At 51.2% G+C, this 17,275-nt stretch carries 14 protein-coding genes; 9 read left to right on the top strand and 5 right to left on the bottom strand.

Features of this window, described 5'->3' with window-relative positions; all coding sequences use genetic code 11:
- The first annotated feature begins 102 nt into the window (after nucleotides 1–102).
- The 6 genes from A3841_RS10425 to A3841_RS10400 all read left to right on the top strand — a co-directional run bounded on the left by A3841_RS10425 (nucleotide 103) and on the right by A3841_RS10400 (nucleotide 5,113).
- Nucleotides 103–714: a DUF4304 domain-containing protein gene (locus tag A3841_RS10425; RefSeq protein ID WP_073852249.1), complete on the top strand. Its 612-nt coding sequence runs from the start codon at nucleotides 103–105 to the stop codon at nucleotides 712–714.
- A gap of 93 nt (nucleotides 715–807) precedes the next feature.
- Nucleotides 808–1,449, top strand: a complete 642-nt coding sequence (locus tag A3841_RS10420; protein WP_073852248.1) for a hypothetical protein — start codon at nucleotides 808–810, stop codon at nucleotides 1,447–1,449.
- A gap of 87 nt (nucleotides 1,450–1,536) precedes the next feature.
- A complete protein-coding gene (locus tag A3841_RS10415; RefSeq protein WP_073852247.1) occupies nucleotides 1,537–2,796 on the top strand; it encodes a serine hydrolase domain-containing protein in 1,260 nt (419 codons plus the stop codon).
- Nucleotides 2,797–2,892: 96 nt separating this feature from the next.
- Nucleotides 2,893–3,261, top strand: a complete 369-nt coding sequence (locus A3841_RS10410) for a DUF4180 domain-containing protein (protein WP_073852246.1) — start codon at nucleotides 2,893–2,895, stop codon at nucleotides 3,259–3,261.
- Nucleotides 3,262–3,424: 163 nt separating this feature from the next.
- The gene (locus A3841_RS10405; protein ID WP_073852245.1) at nucleotides 3,425–4,312 is read left to right on the top strand and encodes a dienelactone hydrolase family protein; all 888 of its coding nucleotides are present in this window, start codon (nucleotides 3,425–3,427) and stop codon (nucleotides 4,310–4,312) included.
- 234 nt (nucleotides 4,313–4,546) lie between these two features.
- Nucleotides 4,547–5,113 (top strand): thioredoxin family protein, encoded by a 567-nt coding sequence (locus tag A3841_RS10400; RefSeq protein WP_073852244.1) that lies wholly within the window; start codon nucleotides 4,547–4,549, stop codon nucleotides 5,111–5,113.
- Here the strand turns inward: A3841_RS10400 and A3841_RS10395 are convergent.
- Nucleotides 5,100–5,933: a murein L,D-transpeptidase catalytic domain family protein gene (locus A3841_RS10395; RefSeq protein WP_170866171.1), complete on the bottom strand. Its 834-nt coding sequence runs from the start codon at nucleotides 5,931–5,933 to the stop codon at nucleotides 5,100–5,102. The two genes, A3841_RS10400 and A3841_RS10395, sit on opposite strands and share 14 nt — an antisense overlap.
- A 1,237-nt stretch (nucleotides 5,934–7,170) precedes the next feature.
- Between A3841_RS10395 and A3841_RS10390 the strand changes: the two genes are divergently transcribed.
- Complete coding sequence (locus A3841_RS10390; RefSeq protein ID WP_073852243.1) at nucleotides 7,171–8,070, top strand: Ppx/GppA phosphatase family protein; 900 nt, start codon at nucleotides 7,171–7,173, stop codon at nucleotides 8,068–8,070.
- Between the two features lie 148 nt (nucleotides 8,071–8,218).
- Here A3841_RS10390 and ppk1 read toward each other — a convergent pair whose 3' ends face one another.
- Nucleotides 8,219–10,318 carry a polyphosphate kinase 1 gene (ppk1, locus tag A3841_RS10385; protein ID WP_073852656.1) on the bottom strand — a complete coding sequence of 700 codons (2,100 nt, stop codon included), beginning with the start codon at nucleotides 10,316–10,318 and terminating at the stop codon, nucleotides 8,219–8,221.
- Nucleotides 10,319–10,499: 181 nt separating this feature from the next.
- Between ppk1 and A3841_RS10380 the strand changes: the two genes are divergently transcribed.
- Together A3841_RS10380 and A3841_RS10375 are read left to right on the top strand one after the other, a co-directional pair.
- Nucleotides 10,500–11,441: a DUF5996 family protein gene (locus tag A3841_RS10380; RefSeq protein WP_073852242.1), complete on the top strand. Its 942-nt coding sequence runs from the start codon at nucleotides 10,500–10,502 to the stop codon at nucleotides 11,439–11,441.
- A 257-nt stretch (nucleotides 11,442–11,698) separates the two neighbouring features.
- Nucleotides 11,699–12,841 carry a DEAD/DEAH box helicase gene (locus A3841_RS10375; RefSeq protein WP_073852241.1) on the top strand — a complete coding sequence of 381 codons (1,143 nt, stop codon included), beginning with the start codon at nucleotides 11,699–11,701 and terminating at the stop codon, nucleotides 12,839–12,841.
- Nucleotides 12,842–13,231: 390 nt separating this feature from the next.
- Here the strand turns inward: A3841_RS10375 and A3841_RS10370 are convergent, their stop codons facing one another.
- The 3 genes from A3841_RS10370 to A3841_RS10360 form a co-directional block, all read right to left on the bottom strand.
- Nucleotides 13,232–14,074: a 1,4-dihydroxy-2-naphthoyl-CoA synthase gene (locus A3841_RS10370; RefSeq protein WP_073852240.1), complete on the bottom strand. Its 843-nt coding sequence runs from the start codon at nucleotides 14,072–14,074 to the stop codon at nucleotides 13,232–13,234.
- A 416-nt stretch (nucleotides 14,075–14,490) separates the two neighbouring features.
- A complete protein-coding gene (locus A3841_RS10365; protein ID WP_139307953.1) occupies nucleotides 14,491–16,422 on the bottom strand; it encodes a M13 family metallopeptidase in 1,932 nt (643 codons plus the stop codon).
- A gap of 469 nt (nucleotides 16,423–16,891) precedes the next feature.
- Nucleotides 16,892–17,260 carry a hypothetical protein gene (locus tag A3841_RS10360; protein ID WP_073852654.1) on the bottom strand — a complete coding sequence of 123 codons (369 nt, stop codon included), beginning with the start codon at nucleotides 17,258–17,260 and terminating at the stop codon, nucleotides 16,892–16,894.
- Nucleotides 17,261–17,275: the final 15 nt, after the last annotated feature.

The raw sequence follows: 17,275 nt of genomic DNA, 5'->3' as shown, positions 1-17,275 counted from the left end.
GTTTTCAGTAGATCAACTCCACTCATAGTGCAGATAAGCCGAATAGACTTCCGTTTAGCTGCTAGTTAGCTGAGATTTTAAGAATAAAGCATCGAGTGAAAAATGAAGACAGCTACAGAAATAAAATTTGATAAAATTGTTAAGGTAGGGTTTCATGAAATCTTAAAACCCCTTGGTTTCAAGAAAAAAGGCAACAACTTCTACTTGCAACTGGAAAACCTAGGACAAATAATAAATATCCAAAAAAGCTCCTACAACTCTAAAGATCATATAAGTTTTACTATCAACACAGGGATATTTTTACCGGAATACTGGAAAGGATTGTTCTACAATCAAGACAAAAAGGTACCTGTTTTTCCGACTGAACCTGAGTGCCTACTGAGAAAAAGAATCGGAGGACTTAGAGGCCAAACTGACACTTGGTACGACATTGACGCTAGTACAGATGAGAGTGGGCTGATTTCCGAAATGCGGACAAATCTGGAAAAATATATCCTGCCGTACTTTAAGAAATTAAACACAAAAGAAGCTCTACTGGACTTTCTCGAATCTGAGAAACTGATCGTTGCTCCTTTGGCCAAACTCATAGTCTATGGAGAATCAAATCAATTCGACAGAGCTAAGGCAGAATACATAACCATTCTGAAAGAAAAGAAGAACCCTCATTTTTTAGAGACCGTGAAGGAATATGGCCAGAAGTATGGATTAGTATAAAGAAAAAACCACAGCTAACAAGGTATAAACAGCATACTACGGCCGATGGCCTTGTACAGTGTTTATACAAGCCGTTGACGGTAATAAGAATTTATGAAAAAAGCATTCTCCTTTGTTTTTATACTTCTGCTCTTTGTGGCTAAGGGAAATGCTGATTCTCCTCCCTCTTGGACTCCATTTAAAGTAGAATCTGAAAATGGGAAGTTTTTCTCTTGGGTGCGTTTTGGCGACAATGATACCACTAAATCACCTTGGGAGCGGAAGTGGGCTTTAATTGTCTACAAAAAAGATAGTACTGAGCTTTGGCAACAGCTAATAAGACCCATGGGGTATCCAGAAGGAAAACTGTCGAATGATGGTATGTACTTCTCCTATGTTAACTACTGGTACTATTCTAATTCTCCCATAGTGGAAGTATTCAGAAGAGAAAAAAAGCCAATCGCAATAACAGGTGATAAGTTTGACATACCCACGCAATATCTTCAACAGACTTCTTCCCACCAATTATGGTTAGCAGACAAAGGGTACCATTACGCGAATGGAGCCAAGCAGCAGCTAATTATTAACACAAGGGATTCTAATACTTGGTTGGTAGATTTGGAAACAGGAGAATTGAAGGTTGAAGGTGTCAACATGAATCATGTTTATGCCTTTCTAGCTTCATCCATAATCATTACTTTGTTGTATGTTTTATTTAGGAAAAGAAATAGAATTACTTTCGTCAACAAGACCTAAACCACACCAAGGCGTGCTTTAGCCAGTCCGTTGGGCTGCAATACTTCAACATGGAACTTCAAAAGAGAATGTGGATTGATTAGAAATATGAGGCATTTATTTATACTTATAGTTGTCTCTTTTGCAGTCATTTCCTGCAACACGACGAAGAATCTGCATTCGGAGGAGTTTGGGCAAACGCAACAAGAGTTAACAGAGAAACTGGCCCAAATAAGTAAAACAGCAAGTTTCAATGGCTTTGGGGTGGCTTTAGTGAACGACAATGAGGTGTTGTACCAAAACGGATTTGGGGTCTCGAACATCAAAACAAGCGCCAGGTATACGGAAAACACAGTTCAGAACATTGCCTCTGTCTCTAAAACTGTCATTGGTCTTGCCATGCTTAAAGCGCAGGAATTGGGCAAGCTTAACTTAGACGATCCAGTCAATAAATATTTACCCTTCAACGTGTTCAATCCAGAGTACCCGGAGGTTCCCATCACTATCCGGCACCTGGTAACGCACACGTCTTCTATAGTAGACACAGAAGCATATCTTACCAGAAATGTGGTCCTGAGAGACACAATTAACCTAGTTCATAATCTGAGCATAGACATTTCGCCCACAAAGTTTAATCCTCCATCAACTAAAACCTCTTTAGAAGGTTTCTTAAAAAACCTGCTTGGTACCGGTGGAGAATGGTATTCGAAGGAGGCTTTTTCGGAAAGGAAGCCAGGTAGCATTTATGAGTACTCTAATGTTGGGGCATCGCTTGCCGCACTGGTTTTAGAGAAAGCAGTAGGCACTACGTATGACGCGTTTACGACGCAGCATATTTTAAGCCCTCTGAAGATGAATTCGTCGGGCTGGAGTTTTGAGGCGATTGACTTCTCAAACTATTCCCCCACTTATCAAGACAAGCAAACTCCCTATCCCTATTATTCACTTATTGGGTATCCGGACGGAGGACTGCTGACCACGAGTTCGGACATGGGTAAGTATATCCTGGAACTCATGAAAGGGTATTATGGAAAGGGCACCCTGCTTTCCGAGCAGAGTTACAAAGAATACTTTACACCTCAGCTTACGGCAGAAAACTTCATAAACAGGAGTGCCAGTGAATACAGTGACGAGTATAACATGGGAATCACCATGGGGTTTGGCTCTACAGGGAATTTCGGGCATACCGGTGGCGACCCGGGAATGTTCTCTGTGATCTGGTTTCACAAAGACGAAAAGATGGGCAGGTATTTTATAGTTAACACAGACTGGGATTCTAATTTATCGGGCAAAGACCAGAAAGCCATTTATGATTTACTGGATGAATATTATATAAAGCTAGATAGCTTGAGCAAAGTGACGGAGTAAGATCGCACCCAACTACCGCTAAAAAGTATAAAAGGCTATTCAGCCCAACTCTTGCGGACATTGTAACGGAATCTCCCTTGCAAACCAACAGACAAAATGAGGATAGAAACCCATACTATAAATGACACCGACACCAAAATTGCCGAAGTGATTTCGGCAGATACGATAATAAATGGCATTGAAGACGGGTTAGACTTATTGGGAAACATTTACTATCAGGACTTTGACAGAATTATAATCCATGAGAAGAACATCACACCTGATTTTTTTGACCTGAAAAACGGAATTGCAGGCGAAATACTTCAGAAGTTTTCCAATTACCGGGTTCGTTTGGCCGTCGTGGGCGACTTCTCTACATATACCAGCAAGAGTGTTCATGATTTCATCTTTGAAAGCAACAAAGGCAAACAAATCAACTTTGTTGCTTCTCAGTCAGAAGCTGTACGCGTACTCTCCACTAATTGAATACGGGTAAATCAGCATCCTTTTGTGGTTGGTGTGATGAAGAACGAAGTATAACGGCGAATCCCCGAAGGAGAGGCTATCTGTTAAAATTTAAAATGGACGACCTTGGTTTCAGAAACGTAAAAATAAAATTAGATAAACAACGCCTCCTAATCCAAGCACTATGGACGAAATCAAAAAAGAAGACATCAAACAGGAAGTGTTTGACCTTTACGACGACTACGCGCACAGCCGTATCAACCGCCGCGACTTTGTGCAGAAGCTCTCCGTTTATGCCGTTGGTGGCCTGACGGTTACCTCGCTCATGAGCTTTCTGATGCCCGATTACCAGGGAGCCATCCAGGTTGAGGCTGGTAATCCCCGCATAAAGTCAGAGTACATTTATTACCAGTCGCCGAAAGGTGGCGGCAAGATAAAGGCGCTGCTCTCGATGCCTGCCAGCGGTAAGAAAAAGCTGGGCGGCGTGGTGGTGGTGCACGAAAACCGCGGTCTTAACCCGCACATAGAGGACGTGGCCCGACGTGCCGCACTGGCCGGCTTTGTCTCTATCGCCCCGGATGCCCTTACCCCCCTCGGCGGCTACCCCGGCACCGACGATGAAGGCCGCGAACTGCAAAGCAAGCGCGACCGAAACGAGATGCTGGAGGATTTTATAGCCGCCTACGATTATCTGAAAGACTCTAAAAGCTGTAATGGCAAGGTGGGCGTGGTAGGCTTCTGCTTCGGCGGGTGGATAGCAAACATGATGGCCGTGCGCATTCCGGACCTGGCGGCCTCGGTTCCATTCTACGGCGGACAAGCCCCTACCGAGGATGTTCCGAAGATACAGGCTCCGCTGCTGCTGCACTACGCCGAGCATGATGAGCGCGTAAACGCAGGCTGGCCGGAATATGAAAAAGCGCTGAAGGAGCATGAAAAGGAGTATACCGCTTACCTCTACCCTAACACCAATCACGGCTTCCACAACGACACCACCCCGCGCTACGACAAAGAGGCGGCAACGCTGGCCTGGAGCCGCACCATCGATTTCTTTAAGGAGAAGCTGCGGTAAGCAGCCACTGCAGCAGATTTTATACTTTATCCTACTCAAAAACCGTGGCTGGCTCCCTTGTGGGAATACCAGTCACGGTTTTTGCATGTAGCTTATACTTTGCAAGCGCAGTTATACTTCCCCACAGGATAAGTTATTTACCTACAGTTGGTTATTCATCAGGCAAAGGCTTATATTAGTACCATAGCACGGTAGCAGACGGCTCCACGGTTCATCCTCTAACGATTAAAGACTATGGCACAGCAAAGCAACCAGATGGCCCTCGGCACCCGGGCCCACAACTTCGCCCTTCTTGATACGGTTTCAGATCAGATCGTGACGCTGCAGGATGTGGCCTCCACCAAAGCCACGGTCATCATGTTTATCTGCAACCATTGCCCTTATGTGCAGCACATCCTGCCAGAGTTGGTACAGTTAGCAGGTAAGTATAAAAGAATGGGCGTAAGCTTTGTCGCCATCAATGCCAACGATGTGGCCAGTAACCCGCAAGACGGGCCGCAGCAAATGAAGGATTTGGCCAAGGAACTGCGGTTCCCTTTTCCCTACCTCTACGACCAGACCCAGCAGGTGGCCCGCACCTACCACGCCGAGTGCACGCCGGAGTTCTTTGTATACAACGGCAGCTTACGCCTGGCTTACCACGGGCAGTTCGATAGCTCAAGGCCAAAGAACGATACACCTGTTACCGGCCACGACCTGAGCCAGGCGCTGGATGCGTTGCTGGCAGGGCAACCCGTGCGCGGGGAGCAGCAGCCGGGCATTGGCTGCGGTATAAAATGGCGCGCGCTTAGCCATGCATAGGCACCGGCGCGTCCGGTTTGTTCTCGCTTACCAGTTCGGTCATGGCTTTTACGTGGTCGAGGTAATGTGATGTGTACTGGTCGTTGGCGGCGTGGATGTACATGGCGGTACCGCCTTTCACGGTGTCAATAATCTCCTCATGCTCTCCCAGTGGTATGGCCGGGCACCCCAGGCTGCGGCCCAGGCGGCCCGCCTGCTCTATGAATGCTTCGGTGGCGTACTCGGCACCGTGCATCACGATGCAGCGCTCCTTGGCATTGGTGTTAAAGCCATCATCCAGCCCGTTGAGCTTTAGCGAGAGGCCGTGCTTGCCGGTATAGGTGCCCTCCGTCACGTAAAAGCCGATGCTGCTCATAAACGACTTATTCTCGTTAGAGAACTCCGTGGCGAACTCATTGCCGGAGTTACGCCCATGCGACACATAAGTGTTAAACAGCAGCTCCTTCTTCTCCACATCCACCACCCACAGGCGCTTCTCGTTCGATGACTTGGTAAAGTCCACAATAGTGATATAAGGCTTGCCCGACACCTCGTTGTTGTGCCGCATGTTGTAGAAGCCGGTAAGCGCTTTGTTAAACACTTCGAACCTGAGTCCCGTTTCCTGCAACCCCATGTTGCTGTAGAGGTTATACGCCACCTGGTTAAAGCGCATCAGCTTGATATTTGTCACCTTGCGTTTCAATGTGGCGGCATCAGGGTTTGGCATGGCGGTACCCGGGCTTGCGGGCGTGGCCATGGGGGCAAGTACAAGCGGCGCAAACAGCGGCAGCAGCCTGCGACTCAGCTTACGGCGTAGGTATCTCCATCTTGGCTTTCTCATCTCTCCATAATTTTATACTTCTTGATTTTACGGCAAGAGGCGCGCACGGTTTAGTTTCCCGTGTTCTTCCTCCTGCTTCTACCACATCATCAACAACCTAAATGCCAGCAAATTAAGCCTGTCAAAGCACTAATTCTGTCTTATTTGGTTATTAGCCCTACACTGAAGCATTTCCCTTATGACCCAAACACGAACTAAGTATGCCGGCCTGTTTCTTTATACTTTCCTTCTGCTGCTGACGGTTAGCTGCAGCCTGAGACCGGGGAGATTAGCTGGATAAACCCGCAGCTGACGGTGCGTGTGCGGCAGCGGTGCTCAGGATGTCAGGGGCATTTCACCCCTCCCCAACCCTCCCCTAAGAACAGGGGAGGGAGCTCAGCAGTACCGGATCCAACCACCCCTACCCCTCCCCCGAAACAAGTTCGGTATCCGAGACTTAGCCAAGGAGGGGAGCCTGTGATTACTGATGCTGAAGTATAAGTTGCATTGCTGCTGCTCGCGCGGACAGGTCGCGACCTGTCCGCACAAAGTATAAACCCACCCCTGGCCCCTCTAGGGAGGGGAATTATACTTACTATTACTCTACTGTCATCTCGAATGAAATGAGAGATCTATCCGGAATTCTAAAGAGATCTCTCACTTCGTTCGAGAGGACAAATACAGCGGCTATTGAAATGATACCCAGTTTTTCTGTGAGGCGCCTATGCGAGTTTTTCCGGTGCCGAACGGAGTGAGGCAGCCCGAGGCACGAGGGCAGGAAAAGCTCCCAGCGCCGAGCGGGAAAACGAGCCCTTCCGGGCTGGAGGGAGCCAAAGTATGAAATGCAACTGTAGGTTTGTGGGAACTACAGGATCAGCGGCAGCTACAAAGTATAGCTTGTGTCAAAAAGTGGGAAGCTGCGGCCAGGAAAGTATAGACGAAGTATAGAGTATGGCTCACACGGATTGCAAATCCGCGGCTATTATACTTCCGGAGTGCAAATCCGAAAGAGCAGAAGTGTAATTAAAGTATAGCTGAAGTATAAAGCATGGCCAAAGTATAAAGTATAGCTCTGCGAGCCAGTCGGGTTGCAAATCCAACGAATAATAAGACACGGACTGCAAGCCCGCGCCAGCGGAAGTATAAAGCTAGTATAAAGTATAGCAGCGGTTAAGAAGCTGTTTCTCCCCTCCCAGGCCCTCACAATGCCCGATAATTCTTATATTTACCATCAAGTCAGAACCAAAACCTTTTGCCTTTGAAGTTAGCAGCCATAGATATCGGGTCGAATGCGGCGAGATGCCAGATCTCCAGCGTACTGAACCAGAATGGGAGTGTGTTCTTTAAAAAAGTGGAGTATGTGCGCTACCCTATCCGCTTCGGAGAGGACGTGTTCAGCTCCGGCTACATCAGCGACCCAAAGATCGAGAAGTTTGTGAAGCTGCTGAAGGCATTCGAACTGCTGCTGGATGTGCACGACGTGAACCACCACATGATCTGCGCCACCTCCGCCATGCGCAACGCCTACAACGCCCCGGAAATCATTGCGCGGGTGCGCGAGGAAGTGGGCCTGGAGATTCAGGTGATAGACGGCGAGACAGAGGCCGAGCTCATCAACAAAGTCATCTACAACTTCCTGGATGAGCGCAACTACCTGCACGTCGACGTGGGCGGCGGCAGCACGGAGTTCAACATCTACGTAAACCGCGAAAAGGTGGCCTCTCAATCTTTCGAGCAGGGCTCCATCCGGCACATGCAGGGCCGCGACTCCGAGGAACTGTGGAATAACATGAGGCTGTGGACAGAGCTGAACGCCAAGAAGTATCACCTCTCACGGGCAATAGGCACCGGGGGCAACATCAACAAGTTATTCGAGATAGCCGGTAAAACGCCGGGCAAGCCCATCTTCCGGAAGCAGATAGAGGAGGTTGCCGCCTACGTGGCCAGCCTGAGCATGGAGCAGCGCGTAACCGACCTGCTCCTGAACCCCGACCGCGCCGATGTGATTGTGCCGGCCGCCGAAATTTACCTCTCCGCCATGAAGTGGGCCAAGCTGGAAAGTATGATCGTCCCGGCCGTGGGCCTGAAAGACGGTATGCTGCATTCCCTCTACGAGCGCTTCCACCCGGAGCGCTTCATCATCAACAGCATCAGCTAAGTCAGTTATCAGTTATCAATCAACAATTATCAGTAACGCAAAACCGGCTGCAGCCCTTCTGATGAAGTATACTGCAGCCGGTTTTACTTTTCTGTTCAAGTATAGATAAGCCTAATTGATAAATGTTAACTGATCACTGGTAAATATATCAGACCAGTTCTACGTTTTCGATTGCGTAGGTTTTGTTGTAGAAGAGCTTGTGGATGTCTACCACCTCCTCGTTGGTGCCGGCGCGGCGTTTCACGTAAGTGCCGTCCTCGCGCATGATGTAGGAGTTCTGGTTGTCCAGCAGGTTGTAGTACAGGATGTTGATGGCCTCCCGCTTCAGCTCGGCGTTGGTGATGAGGAAGAGGGCCTCGATGCGGCGGTCGAAACTGCGCACCATCATGTCGGCGCTGCCGCTGTATACTTTCGAGTCGCCGTTGTTGTGGAAGTAGTAGAGACGCGAATGCTCCAGGTACTCGCCCACTATACTTCTCACGGTGATGTTCTCGCTCAGGTCCTCGCGGCCCGGGCGCAGGCAGCAGATACCCCGCACGATCAGCTTGATCGGCACCCCAGCCTTCGAGGCCTTGTACAGCTCGTCTATGATCTCCTTGTCTTCCAGAGAGTTAATCTTCACCACGATACCGCTCTTCAGCCCTCTTTTGGCGTTGCGGGCCTCGTGGCGGATCAGCTCCATCAGCTGCGCGCGCATCCCTTTCGGCGAGGTCATCAGGTACTTGTACTCGTTTGGCCGCGAGTGGCCCGTAATGACGTTAAAGAACTCGGACACGTCGTGGGCGTAGATCTCGTTCGTCGTCAGCAGGCTGATGTCGGAGTACAAGCGCGCCGTCTGCTCGTTGTAGTTGCCGCTGCCGATGTGCACGTAGCGCGTCACCTTCTCCCCCTCCTTGCGGATGATCATCATCATTTTGGTGTGCGTTTTATACTTGCTGATGCCGTAGATGACAAAGCAGCCCGCTTTCTCCAGGCGCTCGCCCTCGCGCAGGTTCCGCTCCTCATCAAAACGGGCCTTCACCTCGAACAACACCGACACGTGCTTGCCATTCTCGGCCGCCTTCAGCAGGGCCGCCGTGATGCGGCTCTGGTCGGCCAGGCGGTAAATGGTTTGCTTGATACCCAGCACCGAGGGGTCCTCGGCGGCGCGCTCCAGCAGGTTTACCACCGGCTCCATGCTGTTATAGGGGTGGTGCAGCAGCACATCGTGCTCCTTCAGGTACTCAAACATATTCACCCCCTCGCCCGGCAGACTCAGCGGCGTTACCGGGGCCGGCTGCTTAAAGCCCTTGTCCCGGAACTGGCGGTGGTTGATGATCTGCCACAGGCCACGCAGGTCTATCAGGCTGTTGATGGTGAACACGTTGGCATTGTCTATCGTCCAGCGCTCCTTCAGGATCTTCATCATGAAGGCCGAGGGGTTGCGCTCGATCTCCAGCCTTACCACGCGCCCTTTCTTGCGGGTCTTCAGCTTGGATTTGATCTCCTGTACGAAGTCCGCCTCCAGGTCATCCGACTCCTCCAGCGTAAAGTCGCCATTGCGGGTGATGCGGAACAGGTTGGCCGAGACGATATCCACGTTGCGGAACAGCTTCTTTATCTTCCAGCGCACAATCTCCTCGATCGGCACGAACACAATCCTGTCCTTGCGGTTGATCTCGTAGAAACGGGCCAGATTCTGCGGAATCTGCACAAACGTGACGCGGTCCTGCGGCTTGCCCTCGTCGGTGGTGCGGGTTACCACGCCAAAGGTCAGCAGCTGGTTCATCAGCAGCGGGAAGCCATGGTAGTTGTCGAACACCATGGGCGTGAGCAGCGGGTAGATCGTGTTCTTAAAGTATGAGTCGGCCTTTTTCTGCTCTATCTCCGTCAGCTCGCTCACCTTCAGGATGTCGAACCCGCTTTTATGGAACAGCGGCCTGAGCTCGTTATTGAAGGTCAGGTACTGGTCGTTCACGAAACGGTGGGCGTAGTCGAGCAGCTTCTTGCGGAAGGGCAGCTCGCGCAGTCCGGAGTAGTCGAGGCGCTCCTTGCCGTAGTCGAGGTAGTTGTACAAGCTGCCCACCCGGATCATGAAGAACTCGTCCAGGTTAGACGAGGTAATGGCCATGAACTTGAGCCTGTCGAAAACGCTCTTGCCGGCATCGCGGGCCTGGTCCAGCACCCGGTAGTTGAACCGCAACCAGCTCAGGTCGCGGCTGATGTATTTACTTTTCTTTATCTGGTCAGAAACCTTACTGATAAGCATAATTCTCTCTTTTTCGGGCGCGCTGCGGCGGCAGTTGCCCCTGGTAGTCATAACTCCAAAATATAAGGATAAAGTATAGGTTATCCTCCATATACAGGCTAAAAATTGTATGGGGCCGGGTTTCCGGCTGTATCGCTGGTAAGAAAGCTGCGTACAACAGTGGAAAGCAACGTATCCTGCCATGAACGATAAGACCGCAACCCTGCCAATTTTAGATGAGTTTCCGCCTCTTCCGCTCGAAGAATGGGAAAGCACCAAGGATACGCTGCACCTGTACCTGCAGGTAATCGGCAAGATAAGGCTGAAGCTGATGCCCCGGCGCAACCACTGGTGGAACGTAACCCTTTACGTAACCAGCCGCGGGTTGGCTACCGGTCCTATGCCCTATAAATTTTATACTCTGGAGTGCGAGTTTGACTTTGTTGATCATCAGCTGGTTATCCTGACAAGCACCGGCGCCTCCGAAAGTATAGCCCTGCAGGACGGCCTGAGCGTGGCCGAGTTCTATGCCCAGGTGATGAAGGCGCTGGAGGTGCTGGGCGTGCAGGTGGATATTCTGGCCAAGCCCTATGACAACAAGAGCACCATCCCCTTCGCCCAGGACCATGAGCATGCCACCTATAACCCTGAGCAGGTGCACCGTTACTGGCGCGTGCTGGTTACGATAGACGAGGTGCTGCAGGAGTTTAGCGGCCGTTTTTACGGCAAAACCTGTCCGGTGCAGCTCTACTGGCACCACCTCGACCTGACCGTGACACGCTTCTCGGGCAAGAGAATCCCCGTTAAGCCGGAATCAAGTATCGTGGAGAAGGATGCCTACTCGCATGAGGTGATCAGCTTTGGCTTCTGGCCCGGCGATAACGATGTGCGCTTTCCTGCCTTCTACTCCTATACTTTCCCCTCTCCTGCAGGTCTCGACAAAGAACCGCTACAGCCCGGGCAGGCCAGCTGGGTTGATGCCAACGGCAGCCCCATGGCCATCCTGAACTATGAGGAGCTGCGCCAACTGGACAACCCACGCCAGGCCCTGCTCGACTTTCTGGAGAGCGCTTACCAGGCGGGTGCCAAGCTGGCAAAGTGGCCCGTGGAGGAACTCACCGTAAAGCCGCTGAAGGAGATTTAAAGTATAAGCTGACGGTAGCAAAGTATAAAATCCGAGGCATGATAAACCTCTCCCAGGAGGGGAATCATATTACACTTGCAGAAATTCCCCTCTCTGGAGGGATAGGTTTCCATCTTCCCATCAATGTATATCGCAACCTAAGTCATAAAGTATAAATCTCGCATCAGCGAAGTATAAAAGTATAGGCTTCGGTTGTTCTAAGGTATAAGCCGTATCTTTGCCACCTTACAGGCATCATTCCTTAACCCTTGACACGCATGTCCTTTTCATCCCTCGGTTTATCAGCCGCACTGGTTAAAGCTGTAGAAGCGCAACAGTATACCAAGCCATACCCTATTCAGCAGGAAGCCATACCTGCCATGCTGCAGGGGAAGGATATACTTGGCCTGGCGCAGACCGGCTCCGGTAAAACGGCCGGCTATGTGCTGCCCATCCTGGAAATGCTGCAACGTAAATCGCCGAATCAGAACAGGGCGGTGCCCGTGCTGGTGCTGGTGCCTACAAGGGAGCTGGCGGTACAGGTAAACGAGGTGCTTCGGGCCTTCGCCAAAGAGCTGCCACGTCAGGTTAAGTCCATGGCGGTGTTTGGGGGGGTGTCGATTAACCCGCAGATGATGAAGCTGCATGGCACCGATGTGCTCATCGCCACGCCCGGCCGGCTGCTGGACCTGGTAGAGCACAAGGCGGTACAGCTATCCGAAGTAGAGGTGCTGGTGCTGGACGAGGCGGATAAGATGCTGAACCTGGGCTTTAAGGAGGAGGTGGAAAAGATCTTATCCCTGCTGCCGTCCAGGCGCCAAAACGCGCTGTTCTCGGCCACCCTGCACGAGGAAGTGGCCTTTATTGTGGCCGATATGCTGCACAACCCGGTCAAGATTAAAATTGAGGAAGAGGCGGTGGTGCCGGAGCTGATTAAGCAGGTAGCTTACCAGGTGGCCGCAGAGCGCAAAGGGCCGTTGCTGCGCTACCTTATTAAGCAGGGCGATATGCAGCAGGTGCTGGTGTTCGCCTCCTCCATCCGGACGGCTGACAACGTGGCGGCAAAGCTGGTGAAGAACGGCATCGAGGCCGCCGCTTTCCACGGCGACAAAAGCCAGGGAGCCAGAACCGAGGCGCTGCGCCAGTTCAAGGCCGGTAAGCTGCGTGTGCTGGTTGCCACCGACTTGGCTTCCCGCGGCATCGACATCAAATTTTTGCCCCACGTGATCAATTACGAGCTGCCCCGCTCGCCTAAAGACTACGTGCACCGCATTGGCCGCACCGGGCGTGCCGAAGCCTCCGGCGAAGCGATCTCCCTTATCGCACCGGACGAGGAGCATCATTTTAAGGTAATCCAAAAGAAAATGGGCAAGCGCGTACCCATGACTCCGACAGATGAGATTGATCTGGCTGGGTTTTAGCCAACTATAAAAGCCAAGAAACGCTTTTTTACTTTGTCATTCTGGAAGAATCTTGGTAGCAAGCAGTAGTGGCGCATGCTCATCATATATTTAGTTCGCCCACAAGGTCCTTTCAGGATGACAAAATATACTGCTTTACTTGTGAAGATATCCGTAAAACAAAAACAGGCAAGCCTCTCGGTTCACCTGTTTTTTCTAGCCCTTGCAGGTGTTATCACCTGCAAGAAAACAGCCTGCTGCAGTACAAATTGTTGGTGAAAACACCAACAATGGCAAAAGATCTTTTCAGGATGACAAAATGGACTATTTAGCTTGTACAGATGTCCGAAAACTAAGACAGGCGAACCCAAAAGGCTCGCCTGCTTTGTTTTATATTTTCTATACTTCCTGTTACGGAATCCACTTGATGTCTGAGAAATCCGGCTTGCGCTTCTCCAGGAACGCATTGCGGCCTTCTTTGGCCTCTTCCGTCATGTAAGCTAAACGGGTGGCCTCACCGGCAAACACCTGCTGTCCCACCATACCATCGTCGGTCAGGTTAAAGGCAAACTTGAGCATTTTGATAGAGGTTGGCGATTTGGCAAGAATCTCCTGCGCCCACTGGTAAGCGGTATCTTCCAGTTCGTCGTGCGGTACCACGGCGTTTACCATACCCATATCGAAGGCCTCCTGTGCGGAGTAATTTCGGCCCAGGAAGAAGATTTCGCGGGCGCGCTTCTGCCCCACCATTTTGGCCAGGTAAGCTGAGCCATAACCCCCGTCGAAGCTGGTTACGTCGGCATCGGTTTGCTTAAAGATCGCGTGCTCCTTGCTGGCCAGCGTCAGGTCGCAAACAACGTGCAGTGAGTGGCCACCACCCACAGCCCAGCCCGGCACTACGGCGATCACTACCTTCGGCATGAAGCGGATCAGGCGCTGTACTTCCAGGATGTTCAGGCGCGGCATCCCAGCCTCATCCACGTAGCCCTGAAAGCCCCGCGCGTTCTGGTCGCCGCCGCTGCAGAACGAGTATACCCCGTCTTTGGTAGAAGGTCCCTCGGCAGAAAGCAGCACTACGCCGATAGAGGTATCCTCACGGGCATCCAGGAAAGCTTCGAACAGCTCCCCTACTGTTTTCGGACGGAAGGCATTGCGCACGTTCGGGCGGTTAAACGCGATACGGGCCACTCCTCCCGATTTCTTATAGGTGATATCCTCGTATTCTTTGACTGTTGTCCAGTTTGCCTTGCTCATATCTTTACGTTTTTTGTAAAAATACGGCTTTTAAAACTTTAGCGCCAATGCGGCTAGTGTTTTGGTGGAGAAGGCATGGCTGAGGCTGTACTTTATACTTTGGTGAGACACTTCATGCCGCAAGTTTAGCGGAGCTTAACCTGTGGCTATACATGAGGCCAATTTGCAACCAGCTTTCTGCACAGCAGAAAAGTATACTTTAACAAATTTATACTTTGCAGACTATTGCCAGAGGATAAAGTATAGCCGGAGCCTTTGTAACCTTGCTTTTTCAAAGCAAAGCAGTTGAAAACTGCTGCCATACTAAGCCACAAGTTACACTTCGCTAAACTTGCGGCAGAGCAAAAAACAGAGAAGCCGCTCCGGTTATACTTCCGGAGCGGCTTCTCATAGGTTATACTTGCGTCAGATCCGGATTACCAGATTCTGATTCTTTCTTCCGGTGCTTTGTACAGCTGGTCGCCAGGCTGCACGTTGAACGCCTCGTACCAGGCATCCATGTTCACCAGCGGGCCAACTGTTCTGTACTGCCCAGGCGAGTGCGGGTCGGTTACGATCTGCTGGGCAGCGGCCTCCGGCAGAATGTTACCCCTCCATACTTGTGCCCACGACAGGAAGAAACGCTGATCCGGCGTAAAGCCGTCGATCTTCTCGTCAGACTGACCTTGTTTCGTCATCTTGAAAGCCTCGTAAGCGCCGGCCAGGCCACCCAGGTCACCGATGTTCTCGCCCAGCGTCAGCTGGCCGTTTACGTTGATGGAGTCCAGCACGGTGTAACCGTCATACTGCTCTTTCAGCAATTTGGCTTTGGCTTTGAACTTGGCCAGGTCTTCTTCCTGCCACCAGTTGCGCAACGTACCGTCTTTGTCGTACTGGCTGCCGGAGTCGTCGAAACCGTGGGAGATCTCGTGGCCGATCACGGCACCGATACCACCATAATTCACCGCGTCATCCGCGCTTGGGTCGAAGAACGGGAACTGCAGAATACCAGCCGGGAACACGATCTCGTTCATTACCGGGCTGTAGTAGGCGTTCACGGTCGGAGGCGTCATGCCCCAGCGCTCGCGGTCTACCGGCTTGCCCAACTGGCTCACCATTTTGTTGTAGCCCCACTCGCCGGAGTTACGCACGTTGGCAAAGAATGCATTACGCTTGATCTCCAGGCCGTCATAAGTCTCCCACTTATCCGGGTAGCCTACCTTCGGACGGAAAGCGTGGAGCTTGGCCAGCGCTTTCTCTTTCGTCTCAGCGCTCATCCAGTCCAATTTGTTGATGCGGATCTCGTAGGCCTTGATCAGGTTGGCAATCATCTCGTTCATTCTGGCTTTGGCCTCCGGCTTGAAATGCTTCTCCACATACAGCTGGCCCAGCAACTCGCCGATGGTGCGGTCTGTCAGCTGCGACATGCGCTGCCAGCGTGGCGTCTGTACTTTCTGGCCGCTCAGGGCCTGGTTGTACGCAAAGTTAGCGTCTGCAAACGGAGTGCTCAAGTATGGCGCCGCCTGCTTCAGCACGTTCCACTGCAGGTAGGTCTGCCAATCGTTGATCGGTGTGCTTGCCAGCAGGTCGTTGAGCTCTGTGAAGAATTTCGGGTTGTTCACCAGGATAGTGTCCTCGCCGGTAACCTTCATCTTGGCCATCAGCGGCTGCCAGTCTATGTTAGAGGTGGTTTTGCTGAAGTCGGCAACGGCAAACTTGTTGTAGGTTTTGTAGGGATCACGCATCTCCACGCGCGCCATCTGCGCCTCGGCCATCTTCTTCTCCAGGTTAAAGATGGTCTCGGCGTGCTGCTTGGCTTCTTTTTCAGATGTGCCGGTCAGCGTGAACAGCTGGGTGATGTAGGTTTTGTAAGCCTCCTGTATCTTCTGGGTGCGTGCGTCATCCTTCAGGTAGTAATCGCGGTCTGGCAGCGTGGTGCCGCCCTGGCTGAACTGCGGGATCATGGTGTTCGGGTCCTTGCGGTCCTGGCCCACGTAGAAGCCGAACATTGGGGAGCCCACACCCGAAGTGCGCTGGTACGCCACCTCATTCAAAACGCCTTGCACGTTCTTCACTTTGCCGGCTCTCTTCAGATCCTTCTTGATTGGCTTGTAGCCCAGCTTATCGATAGCGGCGCTGTCCATGGCAGAGGCGTAAAAATCGCCCACGCGCTTGTTTACAGAACCGGTTGCCGCACTCTTGTCGGCGGCTGCCTCCTCCAGAATGTCTTTTACAGCCTGGATGTTGAACTCGCGCAGCAGGTTAAAGCTGCCCCAGCGGGTTTCCTTGGCAGGCACCGGGTTGCTTTTTACCCAGGCACCGCCAGCATAAGTATAAAAATCGTCGCCAGGCTTTACGGACAGGTCCATGTTGGCCTTATCGATGAAGGGGGCTTTGCTGGCAGCATTCTGCTGCGCGGATGCTTCTGCGCCATAGAGCACAGCAGCACCGAAAAGTAGTAATCTCAGGTGATTTTTCCAGTTCGACATGTTTAAATCGAGGTTGTTTTAGGTTGTAAAGTATAGACGAATGCCGGGGCGTTAAGCGAGCCATCCTCCCCGGCTCAAAAATAGTATTTTAATATAAAACAGACGCGTGAAACGACCTTTTAGCAGCTTTTATTCGTCTTTAACAAGAACGGCTACCATAAAATTCATACTTACAAGTATAGCCATACTTCTTCCAGCCTCCCGCAAGTATAAACCAGCCTGTGCTCTTAGATTGATTTTAGAGTATAAAGTTTAATCCGGAAGTATAAATTCTGATGTCGCCTGAGTGAGACGGGGAAGTGACAAGTATGAATAGCAAGATGCCGCTGCCGGTATGGCAAAATACCCATCAGTTAAGTTTGGGCTGGAGGAATACTTTGAAGTACTGCCAGTAGTTAATGACCAGAATGCCGTACAGCAGCAGGTTAACGATGGCAATGGGCCAGTTCCGGTGGTCGATCAGCAGGTGGAACAGGGCGATATTCACCACCACCGGCCCTAAGAGCAGCAGGGCGGCCAACACAAACCTGTTGAGCAAAAGCAACAGCCCTGCCATAACCTCAATGGCTTTTACAAAGAGAATGAGGCCACTCGTAACCATTATTTCCATAAAAGGGTGGTACTCTGGCACGGGTATGAAAGTATAAAACCCGTTCAGGCCAATCACCAGGAAGATCAGGCCCAATAAGACTCTGGCTATTTGTACTGCTGTTTTCATGGGGAGAACGGTTTT

It is taken from the genome of Pontibacter flavimaris (assembly GCF_001907195.1).
GTDB classification, from domain to species: domain Bacteria; phylum Bacteroidota; class Bacteroidia; order Cytophagales; family Hymenobacteraceae; genus Pontibacter; species Pontibacter flavimaris.
The sequence above is the reverse complement of the archived record's forward strand: the minus strand, read 5'-3'. Positions and strand labels throughout refer to the sequence as shown.

What these genes read in the sequence shown, in the direction of transcription:
- A3841_RS10425 (WP_073852249.1), top strand. Translation starts at nt 103, where the DNA reads ATGAAGACAGCTACAGAAATAAAATTTGATAAAATTGTTAAGGTAGGG.
- A3841_RS10420 (WP_073852248.1), top strand. Translation starts at nt 808, where the DNA reads ATGAAAAAAGCATTCTCCTTTGTTTTTATACTTCTGCTCTTTGTGGCT.
- A3841_RS10415 (WP_073852247.1), top strand. Translation starts at nt 1,537, where the DNA reads ATGAGGCATTTATTTATACTTATAGTTGTCTCTTTTGCAGTCATTTCC.
- A3841_RS10410 (WP_073852246.1), top strand. Translation starts at nt 2,893, where the DNA reads ATGAGGATAGAAACCCATACTATAAATGACACCGACACCAAAATTGCC.
- A3841_RS10405 (WP_073852245.1), top strand. Translation starts at nt 3,425, where the DNA reads ATGGACGAAATCAAAAAAGAAGACATCAAACAGGAAGTGTTTGACCTT.
- A3841_RS10400 (WP_073852244.1), top strand. Translation starts at nt 4,547, where the DNA reads ATGGCACAGCAAAGCAACCAGATGGCCCTCGGCACCCGGGCCCACAAC.
- A3841_RS10395 (WP_170866171.1), bottom strand. Translation starts at nt 5,933, where the DNA reads ATGAGAAAGCCAAGATGGAGATACCTACGCCGTAAGCTGAGTCGCAGG.
- ppk1 (WP_073852656.1), bottom strand. Translation starts at nt 10,318, where the DNA reads ATGCTTATCAGTAAGGTTTCTGACCAGATAAAGAAAAGTAAATACATC.
- A3841_RS10380 (WP_073852242.1), top strand. Translation starts at nt 10,500, where the DNA reads ATGAACGATAAGACCGCAACCCTGCCAATTTTAGATGAGTTTCCGCCT.
- A3841_RS10375 (WP_073852241.1), top strand. Translation starts at nt 11,699, where the DNA reads ATGTCCTTTTCATCCCTCGGTTTATCAGCCGCACTGGTTAAAGCTGTA.
- A3841_RS10370 (WP_073852240.1), bottom strand. Translation starts at nt 14,074, where the DNA reads ATGAGCAAGGCAAACTGGACAACAGTCAAAGAATACGAGGATATCACC.
- A3841_RS10365 (WP_139307953.1), bottom strand. Translation starts at nt 16,422, where the DNA reads ATGGACCTGTCCGTAAAGCCTGGCGACGATTTTTATACTTATGCTGGC.
- A3841_RS10360 (WP_073852654.1), bottom strand. Translation starts at nt 17,260, where the DNA reads ATGAAAACAGCAGTACAAATAGCCAGAGTCTTATTGGGCCTGATCTTC.